The sequence below is a fragment of the Shewanella sp. Choline-02u-19 genome, from assembly GCF_002836205.1.
Classification (GTDB): Bacteria; Pseudomonadota; Gammaproteobacteria; order Enterobacterales; family Shewanellaceae; genus Shewanella.
In genome coordinates, this window is record NZ_PJBE01000013.1 from 351,176 (window position 1) to 373,713 (window position 22,538).

Sequence of the window (22,538 nt, forward strand, 5' to 3'; positions counted from 1 at the left end):
TATAAAAGCCTAACATTAAAAATGGTGTTCAAAAAAGTGCCCATAAAGAGCACTTTTCTATCGAACTATCTTGCTAGCGCTATAAGTTTGAAATTCTAGCGCTTTAGGTACTTTTGATAAAGCTGTTGATGACGATTATTTAAATCAATTTTACGACCATCAATGTACACCGACTCTATTGCGGCTTGCATTGGATCTAATATGTCGCCAGTGGCGAGAATAATATTGGCCTTAAACCCGGGAGCAATCGCGCCCATGTCATCGATACCGAGTATTTTTGCGGCATCAAGTGTGATGCTTTGTAGCGCTTCTGACTTGGTTAATCCATAAGCAACAGTCTGGCCTGCTGCAAAAGGTAAGTTACGGCTGTTCCAGTCAGATGAGAAACCCAGTGCGAATGGAATATTGGCTTGCTTAAGCAGCGCAGGGATCTTAAAGGCAAGATCAATCGGCTCATCCTTACGCTTAGGCAAACTTAAGGTCTGGGTGTAAATAACCGAGGCATTAACCTCACTTAACGCATCCGCTAATCGCCACGCATCATATCCGCCAACTATCACTATCTTAAAGCCATAGATTTTGCTTAATGCAATCGCTTCCTCTATCTGTTTTTGTGACTGAGCATGGACAAACAACTGTGCATTACCCTCAAAAAGAGGTGTTAATGCTTGCCAGCGTAGGTCAGTTTTAACAATCTTTCCCGCTTTCAGCGCCAGTTGATAACGGTGAGCATCGCTAAAGGCACTGTGCACCTTGTCGACACGCTTACTGAGATCATCTAGCTGCTCTTGACGCTTGTCAGCATCAGATGAGAGCCAACGAATATGTGGCCAATAGAGGTTGAACTGTTTATTGGTGTCTACCAGCGCATCTTCGATAGTCCAGCTATCCAGAGAAACAAGTGCTGACTGACCAGCAAGCCCATCACCTTGTGGTACAATTTGAGCGTGTGTAATACCGTTAACCCGAACGGTGGGGATGATCTCCGAGTCGGGATTAAACGCCGTTATCGCTTCAAGTTGTGGGTTGATAAAGCCAACTTCATAAGCATCGTTACTTGGGCGCATCATCTCAATTTCAATTAGCCCCATAGTGGTATCAAGCGCAATAAGACCGGGATAGATGTGCTTATTAGTCGCATCAATAACAACCGCATTGGCGGCTAAAACCGCCGTTGCTGACGACGCTTTGCCTGCTTCGGTTGCTGCCTCCGTTGTATTTGTGGTCTCTATTGCTGTTGGCGTGGCCAGTTTTTGACCTACCGCCACAATTTTTCCGTCGGCGACAAGTACGTCTGTGTGCTCGAGTGAGCCATGAATAACCGAATGAACGGTGGCATTAGTAAAAAGCATCGCGCCACTTTCCTTTGGGGCAGGAAGCATATCGTGGGCATAAACCGCGCTGCTAAGGATACACGCGCTGACAACACTAAGCAGTGAATAAGCGTGCTTAGTGGATTGAGTAAACATCATTACAGTGTTCCTTGTGCAGTTTGTTGCCAAGCATTGAAATGGGTATCGCAGTGCCATTCTGGTTCTGTTTGCTCAGTACTGGGTTCACCCTGTTTGTGGGCGTCATCGCTAAGCAATACTTTTTGAATTAAGGCGGCGCGCTCTTTTTCAACTGCAATTTGAGCCAGTTTATCTTGCTCACGGCTAAAGTAACGACGACCTTCAATCCAAGTTGATTCCACTTTGGCGTAAACCGACAACGGTGAATCGCTCCAAAGTACGATATCAGCTTGCTTACCTTCGACGAGTGAACCGACTTTTTCATCAATGCCAAGCTGTATTGCAGGATTAATGGTGACCATTTTCCAGGCATCTTCTGCTGCCATACCGCAATACATCATCGATTTAGCGGCTTCTTGGTTAAGTCGACGCTGCATCTCATAATCATCAGAGTTGATGCTAGTGAGTACGCCTTTGTTTTGCATTAAACAGGTATTTTGTGGAATGGCGTCATAAACCTCAAATTTATAAGCCCACCAATCAGAAAAGGTCGATGCATAAGCGCCATGTTTAGCCATTTCGTCAGCGACTTTGTAGCCTTCAAGAATATGAGTGAAGGTACCGACTTTAAAATTGTAAGCCTCAGCGAGCCTGATAAACATCAAGATCTCAGATTGCACATAAGAGTGAATATGTACGCTACGCTTCTGCTCTAGCACTTCCGCTATAGCTTCTAAGCGGTAGTTGTATTGCGGCGCAACAGTACGTCTGCGTTCGCTAGAACGCATATTTTTATAATCTTTTTGTGCTTTTCGGTAGGCTAAAGCTTCGTTAAAGGCTTCACTAAAGAGTGATTTAACCCCGATGCGGCTTTGTGGGAAGCGACGATTAAATTTATCTCCCCAGTTACTCTGCTTTACGTTTTCACCTAACGCGAACTTAATACTGGCTGGGGCACCGGCAAATTTTAGCTGGTCAGCGTTATCGCCCCACTTAAGTTGAATAACCTGTGCTTGGCCACCAATAGGGTTGGCGCTACCGTGTAAAATTTGTGCTGTGGTCACGCCGCCAGCAAGACCACGGTAGATGGCTATATCGTCGGGGTTGATGACATCGCCAATCCTCACTTCAGAGGTGATAGCATCGGTGCCTTCATTAGTGCCGCCATTAAGCGCAATATGCGAGTGCTCATCAATGATCCCTGCTGTTAAGTGCATACCGGTGGCATCAATCACTTGGTAACCCGACGGTGTACGCAGTTGGCTACCTATCTCTTCGATACGGCCTTTGGAGATAATTAAGTCGGTATTTTGTAGCACACCGCTTTTATCGGATGTCCAAATCGTGGCATTCTTTATATGAAGTTTGTCTTGAATTGGCTGTTGTTGTAGACCGTAAGCTACATTAGGTGATGTTTGCTTGGCTATTTGACTCAGCGCAGTTTGTTGCTCTTTTTGCGGTTCTGCGTCATCGATAACGGGCTCAAGTTTGCTTCCACCAAAGGGGATAGTTTGGCCATGACTGTCCAGTAGGCGACCACGCAGACCTGCTTCATCAAACCACAATGTAAAGCGGCTAATACCACTTATTCCGGCGTCAGTTAAATCTGCGCTGAAAGTCATTCTACCTTGATTAAAGTTAACATCGCCGAGGGTTATTTCTTTTTCGCCGCTTGATAACGTGCCGCTTAAACTGGGATCTTGTCCAATGTTAAGATCAAAGGTGAGTTCGTTGATTTGCAATTGGTAAGGCTGAGCAAGCATGGCAAGATCACGATTGATAAGTTGACGCTCTTCACCTTGTAACCAGATACTGGTTATTTTACCATTTTCAAATACGTTGCCATTACTAATCACCAAGTCCGCCATGAACCCGGATTTTAATTGCCCCACCATATTGCTAATGCCCGCAATTTCAGCCGCTTCTGTTGTGAGTGCTGCAAGGGCGGTTTCTTCATCTAAGCCGCGCTCTATTGCTTGTTTTAGTCGTGGCCAGAACGTGTCTGACTCAATCCCATACTGCGTTAATGCAAAAGGCACATCCGCTTTTGCAACTATCGCAAGGTTACTTGGTGCGCTTTCCCAATGTCTTAATGCCGCTAAACTGACATCTCGCGAGCTGTCACTGTCACCGATTGTCGGAGCGGCTGGGTAATTTAACGGCAGCACCAAACTATATGGATAAGATTTTAGTTCATCAATTCTGGCATATTCATGACCATTACCAAGTAGGCTACCTTTTACATTTTGTTCATTTAATAACCGGGCCGCTCTTATTTGACTATTTAGATTTTTGGTCTGAAATATAAAGCTTTGTTCTTCAAGACCCGCCAGACGCTCTAATGCAATGTTAAACTCAATGTTGTTAGTGGTATTGGAACTCTTACCTATATTGTCGTTATACCAACGAGCATCTGAAAACGTTTGTCTAATAAGGGCCATACTTCCCATTAATGACTGAGGGTAGTCTTGAATAGAGGTTCCCTTATCAAATGCCATAAATTGGTTTGTTTTAGCCTTGTATATAATATCGTTTGCTTTTTTGTCTGCTAAAGATAAGCTGACTCCACGGCCTCTAAAAATGCCATCTAAATAGCTAGATTGGACACTTGTAAAGCCATTGTTAATCCATTTCCCCGCTTGCTCTTTATCTGGATACACATAATTGAACCATTCTTTTTCTGAATGAATCGCGCCATTCTCTGCGTTACCCCCAATGCGTTTTATTTCATAAACCGGATCACTGCTATCTCCACTTTCTGCTTCATACTCGATGGCATATTCAGTAAATGGGTCAATGAAACCTGGATAGATAATATGACCTGCTAAGTTAATTTCGAGCGCACCTTCGGGAATGTCATTATCTTTGATAATCGACTTGATTCGATTATTTTCAATTAACAGTGTGGCATCTTTCAGTATTTCACCGGGTTTAAGCATAAGGGTTGCATGACTTAATGCGGTGATTTTTGGTGTGTTATCGGTCAATTGGTCATTGGCTAGTGCGCCATGACTGGTTAACGCACTAAGTAGAGCGACAAGGGCTTTTATTTTATGATTATGCATTATCGTACTTATGTTTGTTAGAAGAGTAGGGGGAAGTGTGAGAATACCTTAACTTAATAGCAATTACTAAGCGGTAATTGTAACGTCGAATGTAATTACGTGATGAGTATTAACAAAAAAACCCAGCAAGCGCTGGGTTTTTATAGGAAGTAAATGGAAACTTATATAAGAAAGTCTTCCATTGTGCGACCTTTTTCTAATTCATTCTTGAATACGGTTGGCATACGCCCTTGGCCAGTCCACTGAACCATTTCACCATTGACTTCAATTTGGTATTTAGCTGGACGTGGAGCACGTTTCTTAGGTGCTGCTTTAATGCCTACACCACCAATATCGTCAACTGATAAGCCAATCGCTTCCATTTGCTGACGAATTTCTTCAATTTTAGCATTACGTTCAGCCATTGCTTCACTTTCTGCTTCAGCTTGAGATGCTTTTTCTTCGATAATTTTTTCGAGCTTTACACCAAGATCTTTTAACTCTTCAAGAGATAACTCTTTAACCGCAGCTTTAAAACGACGACCGTGGGTCAATATATCTAAAAATTCGTTCATAGTGATAGATGTCCAATTAAGATAGAAAAGTATTTTTATATTCTGTCACAAATAATAGGAACTATTTCGATAAGGATCAAATAAAATTTCAATTTAATTGAGAATAAAAAATATTAATTAAGATTAATTTGTATTAACAGTGATTATATTTCTCAAATGTTATCAATATCGGTCAATTACTGCTTATCTAATTAGATTAATGTGAACAGTCGTTCGGCTGCATGTTGACGTTAACGTCAACAGCACGTAAAGTAACTCTAATTTCTGTAATAGTTGCTTTGATATATAAGTAGCTATTCGCATAATCCCGTTCATTAAGCGACGTAAGAAGGAAGCCCTATGAAAGTATTGGTGCCAGTAAAACGTGTCGTCGATGCCAATGTAAAGGTCAGGGTTAATGCTGACAATACGAGTATCGATACCGCAAACCTAAAAATGGCGATTAACCCGTTTTGTGAGATTGCAGTAGAAGAAGCCGTTCGTTTAAAAGAAGCGGGAAGTGCTTCTGAAGTGATCGTCATGAGTATTGGCCCAAAAGCTTCGCAGGAGCAATTGAGAACCGCGCTAGCATTAGGTGCTGACCGCGCTATTCATATTCTGACTGATGAAGACCTTGTGCCTTTGTCTGTGGCTAAGCTTATACATGCGGTACAGAAAAAAGAGCAAGTCGACTTAGTTATTTTGGGTAAGCAATCCATCGATAGCGATAACAATCAAACAGGTCAAATGTTAGCGGCTATTGGCAAAATGCCACAAGCAACGTTTGCCTCTGAAATCAAGATGAATGCAGACCAGCTTACGGTCACTCGCGAAGTTGACGGTGGCCTGCAAACATTGATGCTACCTTTACCAGCAGTGGTTACCGCCGACCTACGTTTAAATGAACCTCGTTACGCAAAATTGCCTAACATCATGAAAGCTAAACGTAAGCCACTTGAAACACTGACTCCTGCAGATTTCGATGTGACCTTAAAGTCTCACCAGACAGTCCTTAAAGTGACTCCGCCCGCTGAGCGTAGCGCGGGTGTGATGGTGTCTTCTGTAGAAGAGTTGGTTGAAAAGTTAAAGAATGAAGCGAAGGTGATCTAATGGCAATTTTAGTATTAGCAGAACACGATAACGCCAGTTTAAAACTGGATACCGCTAAAGTGGTTGCTTGCGGTCAAGCGATTGGTGGCGACATTGATGTATTAGTCATCGGTCACAACTGTAATGATGCGGTGAGCAGTGCACAACAGCTCAATGGCGTACGCAAAGTCTTAGTTGCCGATGCTGCCGTTTATGCCAACGGCCTGGCAGAAAATACTGCCGATGTAGTCACTGACGTTGCAGCTGACTATGAGCATATTCTTGCTGCGGCATCAAGCCATGGTAAAGATGTATTGCCGCGCGTTGCAGCTTTACTCGACGTTAACCAGCTTTCAGAAGTGATCGCAGTGGTGAGTAGCGATACGTTTGTCCGCCCTATCTATGCGGGTAGCGCGTTAGCCACAGTCCAGAGCTTGGATGACAAAAAAGTGATGACGGTACGCTCAAGTGCATTTGATGCGGTTGCAAGCGATGGTAGTGCAGAGCTTGTGACACTGACACAAGAGGTTGCACCTCAAGTTGAGTTTATCTCTCAAAGCCTAACGGTATCAGAGCGCCCAGAATTGGGTAATGCTTCTGTTATCGTGTCTGGCGGCCGAGCAATGGGCAACAGTGAGAACTTCGGCATCCTAGAGCAACTTGCTGATAAATTAGGGGGTGCACTGGGTGCATCACGCGCTGCAGTCGATGCAGGCTTTGTACCTAACGATCTGCAAGTGGGTCAAACAGGTAAAATTGTTGCGCCAGACTTGTACATTGCTGTCGGTATTTCGGGTGCTATCCAGCATCTAGCTGGCATGAAAGATTCAAAAGTGATTGTGGCTATCAACAAAGATCCAGAAGCGCCTATTTTTCAGGTTGCTGATTATGGATTAGAAGCGGATCTATTTGAAGCGGTTCCACAGCTGTTAGAACTGCTGTAACTCATTAGCCATTATAGCCGTGACAAACTAATAACCGCCAAGTTGTTTTCAATAGGTTACTAGGCTGTTATCGGCCATGTGTTCGAGTTGGTAATATTTGCGATCTGTGTCACGATAAGCGGCTTTAGGGTAGCATCCCTAAAGCCGCTTATGTTTTTATGTCACTCACGTTAATTAGCTCAGTCTATTTAACGTCCTTAGAAGTAGAGGTGCATTCAATATTAGTACCAATAAGTAGGGTGATGCCTATGACTTGTTGAGAAAGGATTTGATGCCGAAGTGACATAGCATATCGAGGCTTGTTGCTGGGGCTGTTACCAAATAGGAACAGCACTGCCATAGTATTTCTTATCGGGAAGATAAGAAGATTTTATATTGATGTCGAACATTAATATTACTGTGGAGCGCTACTGATAGGACAGGTGTAATCAGCTCTCAATGCTATATCCCACCAGTTCAGTCGGCCTCCATTCGTACTTAACGAAGATAATAATTAAATGACAATTTTAAGTTATGCCGATTCGGCACTTTCGTTGCTGCCTCCGGTAGTGGCAATCGTACTGGCGATGTTAACCCGTCGTGTTTTACTTTCTCTTGGGGTGGGGATCCTACTGGGTGCGCTACTGCTGACAGATTTCTCTGCCGCAAACACTGCCCAATACGTGGGCACAAAAGTCATGTCGCTGGTGTGGGATGATGGCGCACTCAACAGCTGGAACCTATATATTATTGGCTTCCTGATTGTGCTTGGAATGATCACCGCACTCATTACCGTGAGCGGTTCGGCTCGGGCGTTTGCCGAGTGGGCACGCAAGCATATCCGTAATAAGCGTGATGCCAAGCTATTAACCATGTTCCTTGGTTGTGTGGTGTTTATTGATGACTACTTTAATAGCTTAGTGGTGGGTAGCGTCGCAAGACCGCTAACAGACCGTTACTATATCTCGCGTAGTAAGCTTGCTTATCTACTGGATTCAACGGCTGCACCTATCTGTGTGATATCTCCAGTATCGAGCTGGGGCGCGTACATTATTGCCTTGATTGGTGGCATATTAACAGCACATGGATTTACTGATACAGGACATTTGAGCACGTTTGTACAGATGATCCCGATGAACTTCTACGCTATTTTCGCGTTATTACTGCTACTGTGTGTCGCACTAATGGGACTTGATATCGGTCCTATGCGTCAACATGAGCTTAATGCACAAAAAGGTAGCCTTTATGATGAATCTAAAGGATTACCACCTGGTGCTAGCTCTGGATTACCAGAAGCTGATACGGGTAAAATCATCGGTTTGTTTTTGCCTATTACGGTACTGGTGTTTGCCACATTCTACTTTATGGTCAGTAGTGGTGGTGATGCGCTTGCCGCTAAAAACGAAACTTTCAGCCTGATTGGCGCGTTTGAAAATACTGACGTTGGCTCATCACTATTCTTTGGTGCTTTAATTGGTTTAGCCGTGACGCTAGCGCTTATTATTTACCAAGGTGTAGATAAGAAGATGATCGTTAAAGGCTTGGTCGAAGGCATTAAGTCTATGCTGCCAGCAATCTATATATTGGTATTTGCCTGGACGATTTCAGGCGTTATTGGTCAGCTTGAGACTGGCAAGTATATGGCAAGTTTAGCGACCGGTAATATTCCGTTTGCGATGTTGCCAGCTGTCCTCTTTATCTTGGCAGGCTTAACAGCGTTCTCGACTGGAACGAGCTGGGGCACATTCGGTATTATGTTACCCATTGCCGCTGATATGGCGATGGGCAGTCATACGAGTATGATGTTGCCAATGCTTGCAGCTGTGCTCGCGGGCGCTGTGTTTGGTGACCATTGTTCACCTATTTCTGATACCACGATTTTGTCGTCAACCGGTGCAAACTGTCATCATATCGACCATGTGATGACGCAGTTACCTTATGCACTGATTGTCGCAGGTATTAGCCTAGGGGGTTACATCGTACTCGGTTTCACTGAATCAGTGTATGCCGGCTTATTGACCTGTAGTGTGCTGTTTGTGATTAGCGTGATAATACTGCGGATTAAATCTCGTCAGGGGATCACGGCTTAGCTAAGTGATAAGCCGTTAGTTTGTTGATTGCGCTTATCGTAAGGCATTAAAAAGCCGTTCTCAGTTGAGAACGGCTTTTTTGTGAGGACGATTTAAGCCTTAGTCGTTTAGGCCACGACGCTTAAGCAATGCTTCTGTGGTTGGCTCTTGACCTCTAAAGGCTTTGTAGGCATCCATTGGTGCAACAGTATTGCCGACCTCTCGAATAGTTTTTCTAAATTTCATGCCTATTTCACGATTCAATCCACCTTGGGTTTGCACGTAAGCAAAGGCATCTGCAGCTAGAATTTCACTCCACATGTAAGCGTAATAACTGGCTGAATAGCCGCCAGGAAACGCATGAGCAAAGTAGGTCGACTTATATCTTGGTGGTACCGCAGGCAAGTCGACGCCGTGCTTTTTAAGTGCCGCAGCTTCAAAACTGGCGACATCTTGCAGTGGCGCATCAGCTTTAAGTGAGTGCCACTCTAAATCGAGCAGGGCGGCTGACATATATTCAAGTGTATCGAAGCCTTGGTTGAAGCTACGCGATTTAAGCAACTTATTAAGTAGCTCTTCAGGAATAGGCTCGCCGGTTTCATAATGCTTGGCGTAGTTGGCTAACACCTTAGGGTGCGCAGCCCAATCTTCTTCGAAAGTTGATGGAAACTCAACAAAGTCACGTGAAACCGCAGTGCCCGAAAGCGTCGGGTAGGTGACTTTAGAGAACATGCCATGAGTGCCGTGACCCATTTCGTGGAACATGGTGGTGACTTCATCATAGCTAACAAAGGTCGGCTCGCCCGCGGGGGCTTTTTTAATGTTCATTACGTTAACCACAACAGGCTTGCTATTTAGCAGCTCCGATTGGGTCACAAACGAGCTCATCCAAGCGCCGCCACGTTTGCCATCACGGGCAAAATAGTCGGCGTAGAAAATCGCTAAGCTAGTGCCATCTTCATCAAACATCTCATAGGCTTTAACATCTGGGTGGTATACCGGTAAGTCTGGACGCGGGGTTAAACTCACACCATAAAGCGCGTTAAGGGTGAAGAACACGCCGTCTTCTAACACGCGGTCAAACTCAAAATAGGGGCGAATAGCACTAGCGTCTAAGTCATACTTATCTTTACGCACAAGCTCGGCATAATAGGCCCAGTCCCATGGGGCAAGTTCAAAATCAGCGCCTGTTTTGCCTATCATGGCTTGAATGTCGGCAGCTTCTTTATTGGTGTTGGCAACAACGGCTGGCACCATAGAGCCGAACATCTTGTAAACGGCTTCTGGCGTTTTGGCCATTTGTGGCGCAAGGCGGTAATCAGCCCAGCTATCAAATCCAAGCAGTTCAGCGCGCTCTGCTCGCAGTTGCGCTAAACGAGCCACAAAAGAGGCCGTTTCGTTTTCGCCTTCAAGACCACGATTAGCTGAGGCTTGCCACACTTGCTGACGCAGTTCGCGATTGTCTAACTGGGTCAGCACAGGCTGACGCGTAGTGTTAGTGATATTGAGTTGATATTTACCGTCGTGGCCGTTAGCTTTAGCATCTGCCGCCGCGGCGCGAATCGCGCTATCAGATAAACCCGTAAGTTCAGCTTTATTGTCTACAACAATCGCAATCTCTTTGGTCAGTCTCATTAAGCGCTGAGCAAATTCATTGGTGAGCGTTGATTGTTCTTCGTTTAATGCGCGGATCTGCTGTTTTTGATTATCGTTGAGCTTAGCGCCCGCACGAACAAAACGCTGATAGTAAACCTCAACTAAGCGGTTAGCCTCTGCTGACAAGTTAAGATCAGCTCGGCTGTTATAGATACTCTCTACGCGAGTAAATAACGCTGGATTGAGATTGATATTATCTGAATGCGCTGCCATTTTCGGCGCCATGTTACCTTGTACTTGGCGTAACGTTGGGTTGCTGTTTGAGCCCGTCAGGTTATAGAACACTTTAGAGGTTCGGTTTAGCAGCTCGCCACTTTTCTCCATCGCAACGATGGTATTTTCAAATGTTGCAGCATCTGGGTTATTCGCTATTTCGAGGATCTCTTGATAATGCTCACTGATCCCTAGTTCGAGTGCTGGCGCAAAGTGCTCATCTTTAATCAAGCTAAAATCAGGTGCTTGGTATTGTAAGGCACTGGCTTGTAAGAAAGGATTCTGAGTTTGAATCATAGTCGCTGCCGTTGGATCATTTTTAGTCGTTGAACAGGCGCTTAATGCGAGCGTTGCAGTAATAGCGGCTGCGATGAGTGTTTTATGCATCGAGTAATAATTCCCTAATTATAGTTATTTTTTCTGATGAGTCTGTAAGTGACATTAGCAATTGTTTGTTAACTGATGCTTAAGAATGGGGGAATTGATTTTGTGTTTGGTGTCTTTCATGACGATAGATATGGATTTGAAAGGGTCATTTTGTATGGCAAACGCAGACTGGGGGGATGTGGTTAATCTTGCCCAAAATTATGTTGAGATAAGCGGGCTTTAAAATTGGTGTTAACTCGCTAGCTTGCCGCTATTGTCTAGACGGTTACGCTGCGTAGAGTGATAAAACCAGTGATAAACATAACGGATGATCAGCCTCACTATATCGTGGGTTGTGGATGATTTCTGTTAGCGAACAATGCTAGACTAACAACGAATTCATCCTTAAGGACTCTTGGTTTGGCGCAACTCTATTTTTATTATTCGGCAATGAATGCCGGTAAGTCGACTTCACTATTACAGTCTTCATATAATTACCGTGAACGCGGTATGAATACTTTAGTCATGACAGCGTCAATCGATAATCGATATGGTGTAGGTAAAGTGTCCTCGCGTATTGGCATTGAGACCGAAGCGCAAGTATTTGGCAGTGGTGATGATTTAACCAGTATGATCAACACGGCTCACGATGAGCAAACGCTGCACTGTATTTTAATCGATGAATCTCAGTTCTTAAGTAAAGAGCAGGTCAAGCAGCTTACTTATGTGGTTGATATTCTGGATATCCCAGTGCTGTGTTATGGCCTTAAAACCGATTTCCAAGGTGAGTTATTTACGGGTAGCCAATACTTACTTGCATGGGCTGATAAGTTAGTCGAGCTGAAAACGATTTGTCACTGCGGTCGTAAAGCCAATATGGTGGTGCGTCTAGATGATGATGGCAAGCCAATGCGAGAGGGTGAACAGGTCGCTATTGGTGGTAATGAAAGCTACGAGTCGGTTTGCCGTAAACACTTCAGAGAGTTTATCTGGGATTAACCTCTTGTTGTTCTAACATCAATTGAGACCCTTTAGAAGCCAGTCGCTAACCGCCACTGGCTTTTTTGTTGTGTCTGTTTAAACATTTGTTAGCCATAAAAAAGCGGCAAGCTTTAAGGTTGCCGCTTATTGTTAGACTCACAAGGATTGAATCGCTATTCAATGTTCGCCGACGTCAGGATAACCAGCAAGGTTAGTCTACTAATCCACGATGCTTGAGTAGAGCATCTACGCTAGGTTTTCTGCCGGTAAATTTGATGTAGTCTTGCATCAAATCTTCACTGTTACCTTTAGAAAGTACATTATCGCGGAATTTGTTACCGTTCTCCAATGACAAACCGCCGTTATGGCTCATGTAATCGAATGCATCAGCGGCAAAGACTTCGGTCCATAGATAGGCGTAGTAACCCGCAGAATATCCACCAGCAAAAGCGTGGCTAAAGTACGCTGATTTATAACGCGAAGGCACCGGTGAAAAGTCGATACCGTGTTTAGCTAGCGCTTGGTGTTCAAACTTTTCTACATCATCAATTTTAGTATCCACTGAAATTGAGTGCCATTCCATATCCAAAATAGCAGCAGCGAGGTATTCAGTGGTATCAAAACCCTTTCCAAACTTACTTGCCGCTAATACCTTAGACAACAGCGCGTCTGGAATAGGTTCACCGGTTTGATAATTCTTGGCATAGTTGGCGATAACCTGTGGATTGATAGCCCAGTCTTCATTGGCTTGAGATGGAAACTCGACAAAGTCGCGTGGGGTGGCTGTACCAGCCAAACTAGGGTATTTCACATCAGAGAATAAACCGTGAACGGCATGACCAAACTCATGGAACATGGTGGTCACTTCATCGAAGGTCATCAGGGTTGGGCCCGATGCGGGCTTTGGAATGTTGAGCGCGTTATAGACAACGGGTTTAGTGCCTAATAAACCGCTTTGCGTTACAAATTCATCCATCCATGCGCCGCCACTCTTTCCTTCTCGAGCATAGGGATCGAGATAGAAGATACCGATGGATGAATTATCTTTATTGAAAATCTCGTAAGCTGACACATCTTCATTCCACACGGGTAGATCTGTACGCGGTTTAACCGTAATGCCGTACAGCTTCTTCATCGCAAAGAACAAGCCATCGTTTAGTACACGGTTAAACTCGAAATAGGGAGTGACTAGGCTCTGGTCCAAGTCATACTTTTCTTTACGTACTTTTTCGGCAAAATAAGCCCAATCCCAGGGAGCAAGCTCAAATTCTGCACCGGTTTTAGCTATTTCGGCCTGAATATCGGCAGCTTCCTGCTTCGCTTTTGCAACTGCTTTAGGGGCTAAATCATCTAAGATGTTATACACGGCGGCAGGAGTCTTAGCCATTTGATCGGCAACGGTATAGGCCGCCCATGAGTCATAGCCTAACAGCGCCGCTTTCTCGGCATGCAGGTGCGATTGTTTAATAATATTGGGACCGTTGGTATCCATTGCACGATTTGAAGAGGTCTCCCATATACGCTGGCGCAATGCACGGTTATTGAGGCTAGAAAGAATAGGCTGGCGAGTGGTGTTGACTAGGGTGATTAAATACCCTTCTTTGCCTGCGTCTTTAGCTGCTTGTGCTAAGGTCGCGATTTCTGCGTTAGACAAACCATCGAGCTCGGCTTTATCGGTGACGATAACCACTTCATTTTTAAATGCGTTCATCACGTTTTTTGAAAACGCGGTAGTCAGGCTGGCCAGCTGGCCATTGAGGTCGCGCATTGTGGTTTTATCTGCATCTGATAACTTGGCACCAGCACGATCAAAATTCTGGTAGTAGAATTCCACTAAACGCTTATCCGTAGCGGATAATGTATTACGTGACTGATACACAGCTTCAACACGAGCAAACAGTTCGGGGTTTAGATAGATATTGTCCCAATGTGCCGATAACTTCGGGGCCAACTCTGCTTCTAAAGCTTGTACTTTATCGGAAGAGTTAACACTGGCAAGATTAAAGAACGTTTTAGAAACTCGAGTTAGTAAGCTGCCTGCTTTTTCCATCGCCACTATGGTGTTGTCAAATCCTGGCGCTTGCTTATTGTTCATTATTTTAGCAATGTCGGCATCATGGTCAGCGATCCCTTGGGTAAAGGCGGGAGCATAATCAGCGAAGGAGATTTGATCGAACTCTGGTGCTTGATACTGCAAACGACTCTGACGCATTAATACATTGCTCACTTCTACCTGTGTGTTACTGACTTCTGTTGCGTTCATAGCTGGTGGAGTAATATCTTTGCTTCCAGAGACTTCTGAACAACCTGTGATCGTTAAACTGGCCAAAATAGCCGTAGTGAGGATAGACTTACGCATGGAGATTCCCTTTGTGATAACGCACTGCATTTTATTGACTAATTGTTATGAGTAGCGAATACCACCATACCAAGTGGATCTAACTAACATCAAACTCAAATTTTAAGTTTCAATTAATATTGTGCTGTAATAATAGGAATAACTGTATTATTTTTTCAAACTAAGCAGTTTGAGACAGTTAGTTTAACAGGGCTTTAATTGTTAACGTTTTGCGTCACTTCGCTACCCTTGATATCGCATTGGATACAAGATGTTGATACACATCATATTAGCGACTCTCATTGAATTATCACTTTGGCAACATGTCGCCATAAATTATCTGATATACAAATAGTGGACTTTTGTTGTGACTCGTCATTCTTATTGCGGCGATAGCGACATTAAATTTTGTTCATTTTAAGAAGGGGTTAGGGGCTGTAGATCTTTCACGGTTGTTTTTGCCGCTGTTTATTGGCTATTTCGACAAGGTGGAGGCTATGTCGTTTAGTCATTCTCCACAAATAGCCAACAACACCGTAAAAATAGCCAAGAAGCGCGGCCCTTAGGGTTCGTTTCAATACTTTTAGTCTTTTATGACTAGAATGCGTTACGAGCTTTTCACTTCGGTTGCTAAATCATGGCTCAAGCCTTGACCTAAAATCATTATTCTTTACGGGAAAGAGTCGAACAAAAACTAAGCTCGAAAGATCGACTGCCGCTAGCTATTGATGTTGGTTGTTTAGATTTCTTATTCTCATCGTTAGTTTAAAACAGCCTCACGCTGGGTAAAAGCGTCTTTGCTCGTCAGTTTTGGTGTTGTTATGCCCCAGATTGGCGCATTACTGACGACTAAATTTGGACTGACTAGGCTGCTGGGCTTAAATTAGGGAAAGGTCATTGTGCTTGTGACTTTGGGAGCCGGAGATACAACAAGTGCCAAGTAATACCAAGCAGGTTGAAACAGTTAAATCAGTGGGATTGTATTTACTGAGGATGATTAGTTTGCAGTTGGCTGTAGACTTAAAGAAGGAAGGTAAAGTTAGGGCAATTCATTACTAAGAGTAAATGAACTGCCCTCTACAACATACTCCAGCAGCTGGGCTGCAGGGTGTTGTGGCGGCTGGAGGTTAGATACTCCCAGCTACCCGATCAAGTGTCATCGATTAAACGGCAACAACTTTATTAGCACATGGACCTTTCTGTCCTTCGCCAACTTCGAACTCAACCGCTTGGCCATCATTCAATGTAGCGTATTGACCGCCAGCTTGAATTTCTGAATGATGAACAAACAAATCTTTGCTTCCGTCTTCTGGAGTAATAAAACCGAAACCTTTATCGGCGTTAAACCACTTGACTATACCTTTACTCATAATATTCTCTTTATCTTCGGTGAAAAATATAATTCTGATGTGCTATCACCATTACAAAATCAGAACGTTAAACTAGTTTAGCTTATAACACTTTTATACGCGCCTTGCGCGGCTATTAAGCTCGACCGCTCAAAGCGTGTACTAATAATCAATTAATTAAGGATTATCTCACACACCTTCTAGAAAGGCGAGTATACAGGCTTTGCTTGCCTCATATTAGCTGAAAATTGAGAATATATGCTTTTAGTCACCAGAATTTGTGTTTTTTTTATTGTTAACTCAATAACGAGTGGTGAACTTAGCCATGTTACTGAGAGGATATTGGCAAAATATAAGCATCCTGTATCAAAATATCACTAAGGGTTAACTAAACGTTATCGCACAATCGATATGGTTATCTTTCCATGCAGTGAGAAAAAGTATGGCAAACAGCTGGATGCTGTATTGAACGATGAAGTGGCTTCTATGGTTAACGCTGATCAATGTTGATGAGTCCCTGCTTATAGTCGGTGAGCATCTGTTGTGATCCGTTCAAATATTAGCACTTTAAGCTATAACTTAAGGGGTATTACTGTCTTTGCGCTGAATAGTTAGAAATATATTAGTGATCTAGCGCTAATAAATACGCCCCACAAATTCAACTTATTTACATTCCATTGTTATATTAATAACTGCTAAAGATAACAACCATTCTCAGTTAAATCATATCATTTTGAAATTTATAACTATTTTGTTTTAACCGCTTTTGAACGAGTATTTCAACTGCATCTTTATATTGTGACCTTGCAAACAATTTACCCAAAAGTATGGCGTAAGCCTCAACTCGGATACCAGCTTGTATGCGGTTGAATCAACAGATGTTCAAGCTCTAGAATACCCCTATCGATATACAACAGGTCTGAAATTAATGTCCTTCATCAATACCATAAAGTCAGTGAATTTTATGGCCAAGTTAGTGGCTACGAGTTTACTCACATTAATCATTATTATTTTACCAGCTCAAGCAACTCCTTGGAGTTCTCTTGATTCCGACCAATTAGAACAAAAATTAACCGAAAAATTTGCTGAGGGTAAGTACTCTTCTAAAGGCGCTGATTCTTGCCTGATGTGCCATAAGAAGAACGCTAAGGTCATGGCTATTTTTGACGGCGTTCATGGCGACATGAATAGCAGTAAGTCTCCAATGGCTGGCATGCAATGCGAAGCTTGTCATGGTCCTTTAGGCAAACATAATCGTGGCGGTAAAGAGCCAATGATTGGTTTTGGTGCTGACAGCAAGTTATCAGCAGAAACGCAGAACAGTGTGTGTCAAGGATGTCATAACGATCCTAAGCAGATGGCGTGGCATAACAGTACTCACAACCTTGAAGAAGTCGCTTGTGCTGATTGCCATAGCGTTCACGCTGCTAAAGACCCAGCGCTTGACCGACTCATGGTTAACGATACGTGTACCTCATGTCATACCCGCGCTAAGGCAGATATGAACAAGCGCTCATCACACCCAATGAAATGGGACCAGATGACCTGTATTGATTGTCATAGCCCACATGGTTCTATGTCCGAAAGTGCGTTAAACAAGCCAAGCCTTAATGAAACCTGTGCTAGCTGTCACGCTGACAAACGTGGTCCATTCTTGTGGGAGCATGCGCCAGTAATGGAAGATTGCTCTAGCTGTCACACAGCGCACGGCAGTGTTAATGACGCCTTGCTCAAAGCGCGAGTTCCTCAGTTATGCCAGCAATGTCATGCCGATGACGGACATGCAAGTCGTATGACTTCACAAGCGGGTGTTGATGCCTTTAGCGCAGGTAAAAGCTGCCTTAACTGTCACAGCAAGATCCATGGTTCTAACCATCCTGCTGGTAGCAACTTTGCCCGTTAAGACTTGGAGTGAGTATTATGCGTTCAACTAAATTATTTTCTTTAAATTTGATTACTCTTGCCTTGTTGGGAACCGCGACAGGTGCGATGGCTGCAGATTTTGGTGTTCAGCAAGCCAATACTGAGCACTTAAAAACAGCAAACTACCAATGTAAACGTTGTGTTGCTAATGATGGCTATTCAGGCACCGTCGGTGCAAGTGTTGGCGTTATTGATGCTGATGATGAACATGCGATTAATCAGCTCGGTACTGGCTCTGATGGCGCAATAGCGGGCATTAATGCCGATATCGCATACCAGAAAAGTGGTTACCGCGCTAAGGTTCAGGCTCACCAGCTGGGTATGGATAATGGTTTTATCAACGTCGAAGCTGGTAAGAGCGAACAGTATAAGCTTGATGTCGATTTCCAAACGATTACCACTAATCAGTACAGCAATGCGCAAACTAACCTTTGGCAAAACAACGGTATGCTCACCCCGAGTGATCAAACTCGTGTGCTTGATCTTAATTTGCAACGCCAGCGAAGCGGCATTGGTTTTGAGTATGACTTTTCTAAACTAACCGATCTTGGCCTTAACAGTTATGCCCGTTATGACCGTGAAGATAAAACCGGTAACCGTTCTGCAAGTTTGATGGACCCAAGCCCAGTTAACTTTGCTGAACCCGTTGATGAAACGACCGATAATTTTAGTGCGGGTGTTGTGCTTGATGGCGAAAACTGGTTATCAGAACTGAGCTACTCCGGTTCTCGCTACGAAAACAACATTGACAACTTAAGTCTGCCAAATAACTACGACGTATACAGTGCAACGCCAGATAACCAAGCACATCAAGTGTCGTTATCGGGTCAGTACCGTCTTGCGTCAAGTGTCTTTAGTGGCCGCGTGGTGTCGGGTCGTATGATCCAAGATCAAGACCTGGTGCAGATGAGTGGTAATCCGGTTCAAAACTGGGATGGCCAAGTAGACACCTTTACCAGCAATCTGGCGGCGAGTACGCGAGTGAGTAATCGCTTACGTCTTGGGGCTAGTTATGACTATAGCAAGCGTGATAATCGCTCTTCGGTATTTGATTTTGCCCAGTATGAATATAACGCCATGTCGGGTGCATATAAGCAAAACACCCCAATGGACATTGAGCGCGAGACCTTTAAGGCCAACGCTAGTTACCGAATTGCCAGTGGTTACCGTCTGCAAGCTGGTTACAACTATAAGCAAGTCGATCGCAGTTATGGTGAGCGTGAAGAAACTCAAGACAATGAGCTTTGGAGCAAACTCAGCATTCGTGCTATCGACAAGTTAACCCTTAATTTTGGGTTGAGTTATGGCGAGCGTGGTGGCAGTGATTACCAAGCTGACGAACTCACATCAGAGGAAACCGAGTCGCTGATGCGTAAGTATCACTTAGCGGATCGTAATCGCACTGAGCTAAATGCTAGAGCAAGCTACACGCCGCTTGAGTGGTTAAGCTTTGATGTTAGTACTCACTATGCCAACGATGACTATGATGCAACAGAAATTGGCTTAACTCAGGCTAAAGACTATGGCTATGACGCCAACGTTCAAGTGCAGTTAACTGAGCCATTATCACTTTACGCTTTTGCAGGCCAGCAGTGGATTGATTCAGACCAAAGTGGCGATCAAACCGCTATTTGGCACTCTGAAATTCGCGACGAGTTTATTAACTTAGGTCTAGGCGCGACTTATTCAGGCCTTATGGAAGACAGACTGACGTTAGGCATGGATTACCTGTTTGCCAACTCAGAAAGCAACACCGGCGTGAACCCATCAAGTGACGGTGCTTACGGTGCTTACTATTCATATAACCACAGCGTGAACCTTTATGGGCAATATCTGATTTCACCTCAAATGGCACTAAAACTGGCTTATCAGTTTGAGCGCTATTTCGATACAGACAGTGCAATGGTCAGCGCTAATAGCAATTCAAGTTTAATCACCCTTGGTGAACTAAATCACAATTATAACGCCCATCAACTGATGTTGACCTTCAGCTACAAGCTGATTTAAGTCGAGTCAGTCACATTTTAAGTTTGAGGAAAACGAGATTATGGAACGTAGAAGTTTCTTAAAAATGAGTGCTGCGCTGGGCTGTGCAGCAACGGTTACAGGCTGTAATTCCAGCTCTGATGATGCCAATGTTATTCCGCCTAAACCCCCTGTTGGTGATGAGCAAATTACCTGGTCTGCGTGCCTAGTAAACTGTGGTTCAAACTGCCCCGTTAAAGTCTTCAGCCGTGACGGTGTTATTACCCGTGTTGAAACGGATCATGACATTGTCGATGGTGATGATATTTACCAAGTGCGTGCCTGTGCCCGTGGTCGTTCGTTACGCCAACGTACCTATGCCGTTGACCGTCTAAAGTCGCCAATGAAACGTGTTGGTAAGCGTGGCGAAGGCAAGTTTGTGCCAATCACTTGGGACGAAGCCGCAAAGACCATTGGTACTAAGTTATCTTCGGTTATTAATGAGCATGGTAACAAAGCTATTTTCCGTAGCTACGGTTCTGGTGCTTATTATGGTTTTGCATCAAACGCGTGTTTTAACCGTTTATTCAACCTAAACGGCGGTTGCCTGAATGCTTACGGTAACTACTCTTGGGCACAGCAAATGGAAGCGGCGAAGCACACTTTTGGTACTGGCAGTACTGAAGGTTCTTCAACGGTAACATTGGCCGAAAGTGACTTTCTATTGGGCGTGGCATACAACCCAAGTGAAGTTCGTCAGTCTGGTAGCGGTGAAGGTTACGATTACTTAAAAGCACTGCAAAAGTCTAACGGCTTAAAAGTCGTGATGATTGACCCTCGTTACACTGACTCAATGTTAGGTAAAGAGTCTAAGTGGCTGCCTATTCGTCCCGGTACCGATGCTGCATTTGCTGAAGCGATTGCTTACCAAATGATAAGCTCTGGCTGGGTTGATACAAACTCATTGGATTTCATCAATAAGTTTGCCGTGGGTTTTGACGCTGCGTCTATTCAAACGCAAATCGATATCTTTGCAGCCAGCGGTGATGCGACTAAGCAAGAATATGCCAACGTCATGAACCCAGAAGAGAACTACCGTGATTACATCTTAAGTGAAGGCATGTATGCCAATGAACCTAAGAAAACCCCTGAATGGGCTGAAAAAATCACTGGTATTCCGACTGCGCAAATTATACAGATTGCTGATGATCTAATGGCATCTGAAAGACCTTATATCGTTGTCGGCGCGGGTGTTAACCGTCAAGCTAACGGTGAGCAAACCATGCGTGCGCTTTACATGTTGTCAGTGCTAACCGGTAAGCTAGGTACGCTAGGTGCATCAAGCGGTGAGTTGCCATCCATGAGCGGTATGTACCGTGCAGGCATCCCAACGGGTAGCAACCCAGTAAAAGAAAGTATCTCTTTCTTCACTTGGTCTGAAGCGATTCTCAACGGTGAAACCATGACGGCTCGTAGCCATGGTATTCGTGGTACCGAGGGATTAGATACGCCACTTGGTACTAACATCAAAGTGATCATTTCTGCCTCTGATAGCACATTGCTAAACCAGCATGCAGAGATCAACAACACCGCTAAAATCTTAGAAGATGAATCGGGTGTTGAGCTCATCGTTAGCTGTGATTGCTGGATGACCCCAGGCGCTAAGTTTGCCGACATTATCCTCCCAGACACCAGCTGGTTAGAATCAAACGATTTGGTTAACGACTCTTACGCATCTGGCGCACTGGGTTACATCACGGCAATGAAGTCGGCGATTGAACCTATGTGGGATTGTAAGTCTATGTACGAAGCGGCTGCTTTAATCGCTAAATACATGGGTTGTGAAGCTGCGTTCACTGAAGGTAAGACTGAAGAGCAGTGGCTTGAAGAGCTTTACCAAAAAACCAGAGACAGCAGCACCAACGTCGGTGTCGTCCCTGCGTTTCCTGCGACTTACAAAGAAGCACAAGAGATTGGTTTCTTCCGTAAGCACATGAACGACAAGCACGTTGCACTTGAAAGTTACATTAAAGGTGGCAAAGCACTATCAACGCCAAGTGGCAAGATTGAGATCTACTCTGCTGAACTTGCATGGCGTGCAGCGAACTGGGATCAAGAAAACAGTGCGCAAAACCCGACGGGTATAAAGGGTGACACCATCACGGCGATTCCAAAGTACACAGTGACGTGGGACGGCTATGAAGATGAAGAGACCAAAGTAGACTACCCCATTCAGTTAGCGGGTTACCACACTAAAGGCCGTACTCACTCGAGCTACCATAACGTACCTTGGTTGCGTGAAGCGGTAGAAGATGCCGTTTGGGTTAACCCAATGGACGGTGCTAAGCATGGCTTAAGCTCTGGCGACAAGATTGAGATGTACAACGAACGTGGCTCAATCGAAGTCAAGGTGCGTATTACTCCACGTGTAGCGCCGGGTGTATTTGCACTGGGTCAAGGTGCTTGGTTCAACCCAGGTACAACCGTTGGTAGCACAGGGCACATTATTGATGAAGGCGGCGCGATTAACTCGCTAACTCGCTATCAGCCAAGCCCCGTTGCTAAAGGTAATCCACAGCACACCATCCGTGTTGCCATCAAAAAGATTTAAGAGAGT

Annotated in this window: 13 protein-coding genes and 1 riboswitch; of the genes, 7 read left to right on the top strand and 6 right to left on the bottom strand. The window is 44.3% G+C overall.

Translation table 11 applies throughout. The features are described from left to right. Nucleotides 1-95: 95 nt before the first annotated feature. The 3 genes from CXF83_RS08275 to CXF83_RS08285 all read right to left on the bottom strand — a co-directional run bounded on the left by CXF83_RS08275 (nt 96) and on the right by CXF83_RS08285 (nt 5,070). Nucleotides 96-1,472 carry an amidohydrolase family protein gene (locus tag CXF83_RS08275; RefSeq protein ID WP_232775074.1) on the bottom strand — a complete coding sequence of 459 codons (1,377 nt, stop codon included), beginning with the start codon at nt 1,470-1,472 and terminating at the stop codon, nt 96-98. Beyond that, a complete protein-coding gene (locus CXF83_RS08280) occupies nt 1,472-4,516 on the bottom strand; it encodes an amidohydrolase family protein (protein ID WP_101092787.1) in 3,045 nt (1,014 codons plus the stop codon). Before CXF83_RS08280 ends, CXF83_RS08275 begins: the two co-directional genes overlap by 1 nt. Before the next feature lie 161 nt (nt 4,517-4,677). Continuing rightward, a complete protein-coding gene (locus CXF83_RS08285) occupies nt 4,678-5,070 on the bottom strand; it encodes an H-NS histone family protein (protein ID WP_101092789.1) in 393 nt (130 codons plus the stop codon). 339 nt (nt 5,071-5,409) lie between these two features. Here CXF83_RS08285 and CXF83_RS08290 point away from each other — a divergent pair, with 339 nt between their 5' ends. From CXF83_RS08290 to CXF83_RS08300, 3 genes are all read left to right on the top strand, one after another. Beyond that, complete coding sequence (locus CXF83_RS08290; protein WP_101092791.1) at nt 5,410-6,159, top strand: electron transfer flavoprotein subunit beta/FixA family protein; 750 nt, start codon at nt 5,410-5,412, stop codon at nt 6,157-6,159. Beyond that, complete coding sequence (locus CXF83_RS08295; protein WP_101092793.1) at nt 6,159-7,082, top strand: electron transfer flavoprotein subunit alpha/FixB family protein; 924 nt, start codon at nt 6,159-6,161, stop codon at nt 7,080-7,082. The genes CXF83_RS08290 and CXF83_RS08295 overlap by 1 nt, the downstream gene beginning before the upstream one ends. Before the next feature lie 196 nt (nt 7,083-7,278). Next, nucleotides 7,279-7,500, top strand: a riboswitch (Lysine riboswitch). A gap of 79 nt (nt 7,501-7,579) precedes the next feature. Beyond that, a complete protein-coding gene (locus CXF83_RS08300) occupies nt 7,580-9,151 on the top strand; it encodes a Na+/H+ antiporter NhaC family protein (protein WP_101092795.1) in 1,572 nt (523 codons plus the stop codon). Nucleotides 9,152-9,250: 99 nt separating this feature from the next. Here the strand turns inward: CXF83_RS08300 and CXF83_RS08305 are convergent, their stop codons facing one another. Continuing rightward, entirely contained in the window at nt 9,251-11,386 is a 2,136-nt protein-coding gene (locus CXF83_RS08305; RefSeq protein WP_101092797.1) for a M3 family metallopeptidase, read from the bottom strand. Nucleotides 11,387-11,785: 399 nt separating this feature from the next. On the opposite strand from CXF83_RS08305, the gene CXF83_RS08310 reads away from it, so the two are divergent. After that, nucleotides 11,786-12,364: a thymidine kinase gene (locus tag CXF83_RS08310; RefSeq protein WP_101092799.1), complete on the top strand. Its 579-nt coding sequence runs from the start codon at nt 11,786-11,788 to the stop codon at nt 12,362-12,364. 193 nt (nt 12,365-12,557) lie between these two features. On the opposite strand, the gene CXF83_RS08315 is transcribed toward CXF83_RS08310, so the two are convergent. Further along, a complete protein-coding gene (locus tag CXF83_RS08315) occupies nt 12,558-14,705 on the bottom strand; it encodes a M3 family metallopeptidase (protein WP_101092801.1) in 2,148 nt (715 codons plus the stop codon). Nucleotides 14,706-15,847: 1,142 nt separating this feature from the next. Then, the gene (locus CXF83_RS08320; RefSeq protein ID WP_101092803.1) at nt 15,848-16,054 is read right to left on the bottom strand and encodes a cold-shock protein; all 207 of its coding nucleotides are present in this window, start codon (nt 16,052-16,054) and stop codon (nt 15,848-15,850) included. A 943-nt stretch (nt 16,055-16,997) separates the two neighbouring features. On the opposite strand from CXF83_RS08320, the gene CXF83_RS08325 reads away from it, so the two are divergent. From CXF83_RS08325 to CXF83_RS08335, 3 genes are read left to right on the top strand one after another with little or no spacing between them, the layout of a single operon-like run. Beyond that, complete coding sequence (locus CXF83_RS08325; RefSeq protein WP_101092805.1) at nt 16,998-17,936, top strand: DmsE family decaheme c-type cytochrome; 939 nt, start codon at nt 16,998-17,000, stop codon at nt 17,934-17,936. A 17-nt stretch (nt 17,937-17,953) separates the two neighbouring features. Then, entirely contained in the window at nt 17,954-19,963 is a 2,010-nt protein-coding gene (locus CXF83_RS08330) for an MtrB/PioB family decaheme-associated outer membrane protein (RefSeq protein WP_101092807.1), read from the top strand. A gap of 40 nt (nt 19,964-20,003) precedes the next feature. Further along, nucleotides 20,004-22,532, top strand: a complete 2,529-nt coding sequence (locus tag CXF83_RS08335; RefSeq protein WP_101092809.1) for a DMSO/selenate family reductase complex A subunit — start codon at nt 20,004-20,006, stop codon at nt 22,530-22,532. The last annotated feature ends 6 nt before the right edge of the window (nt 22,533-22,538 follow it).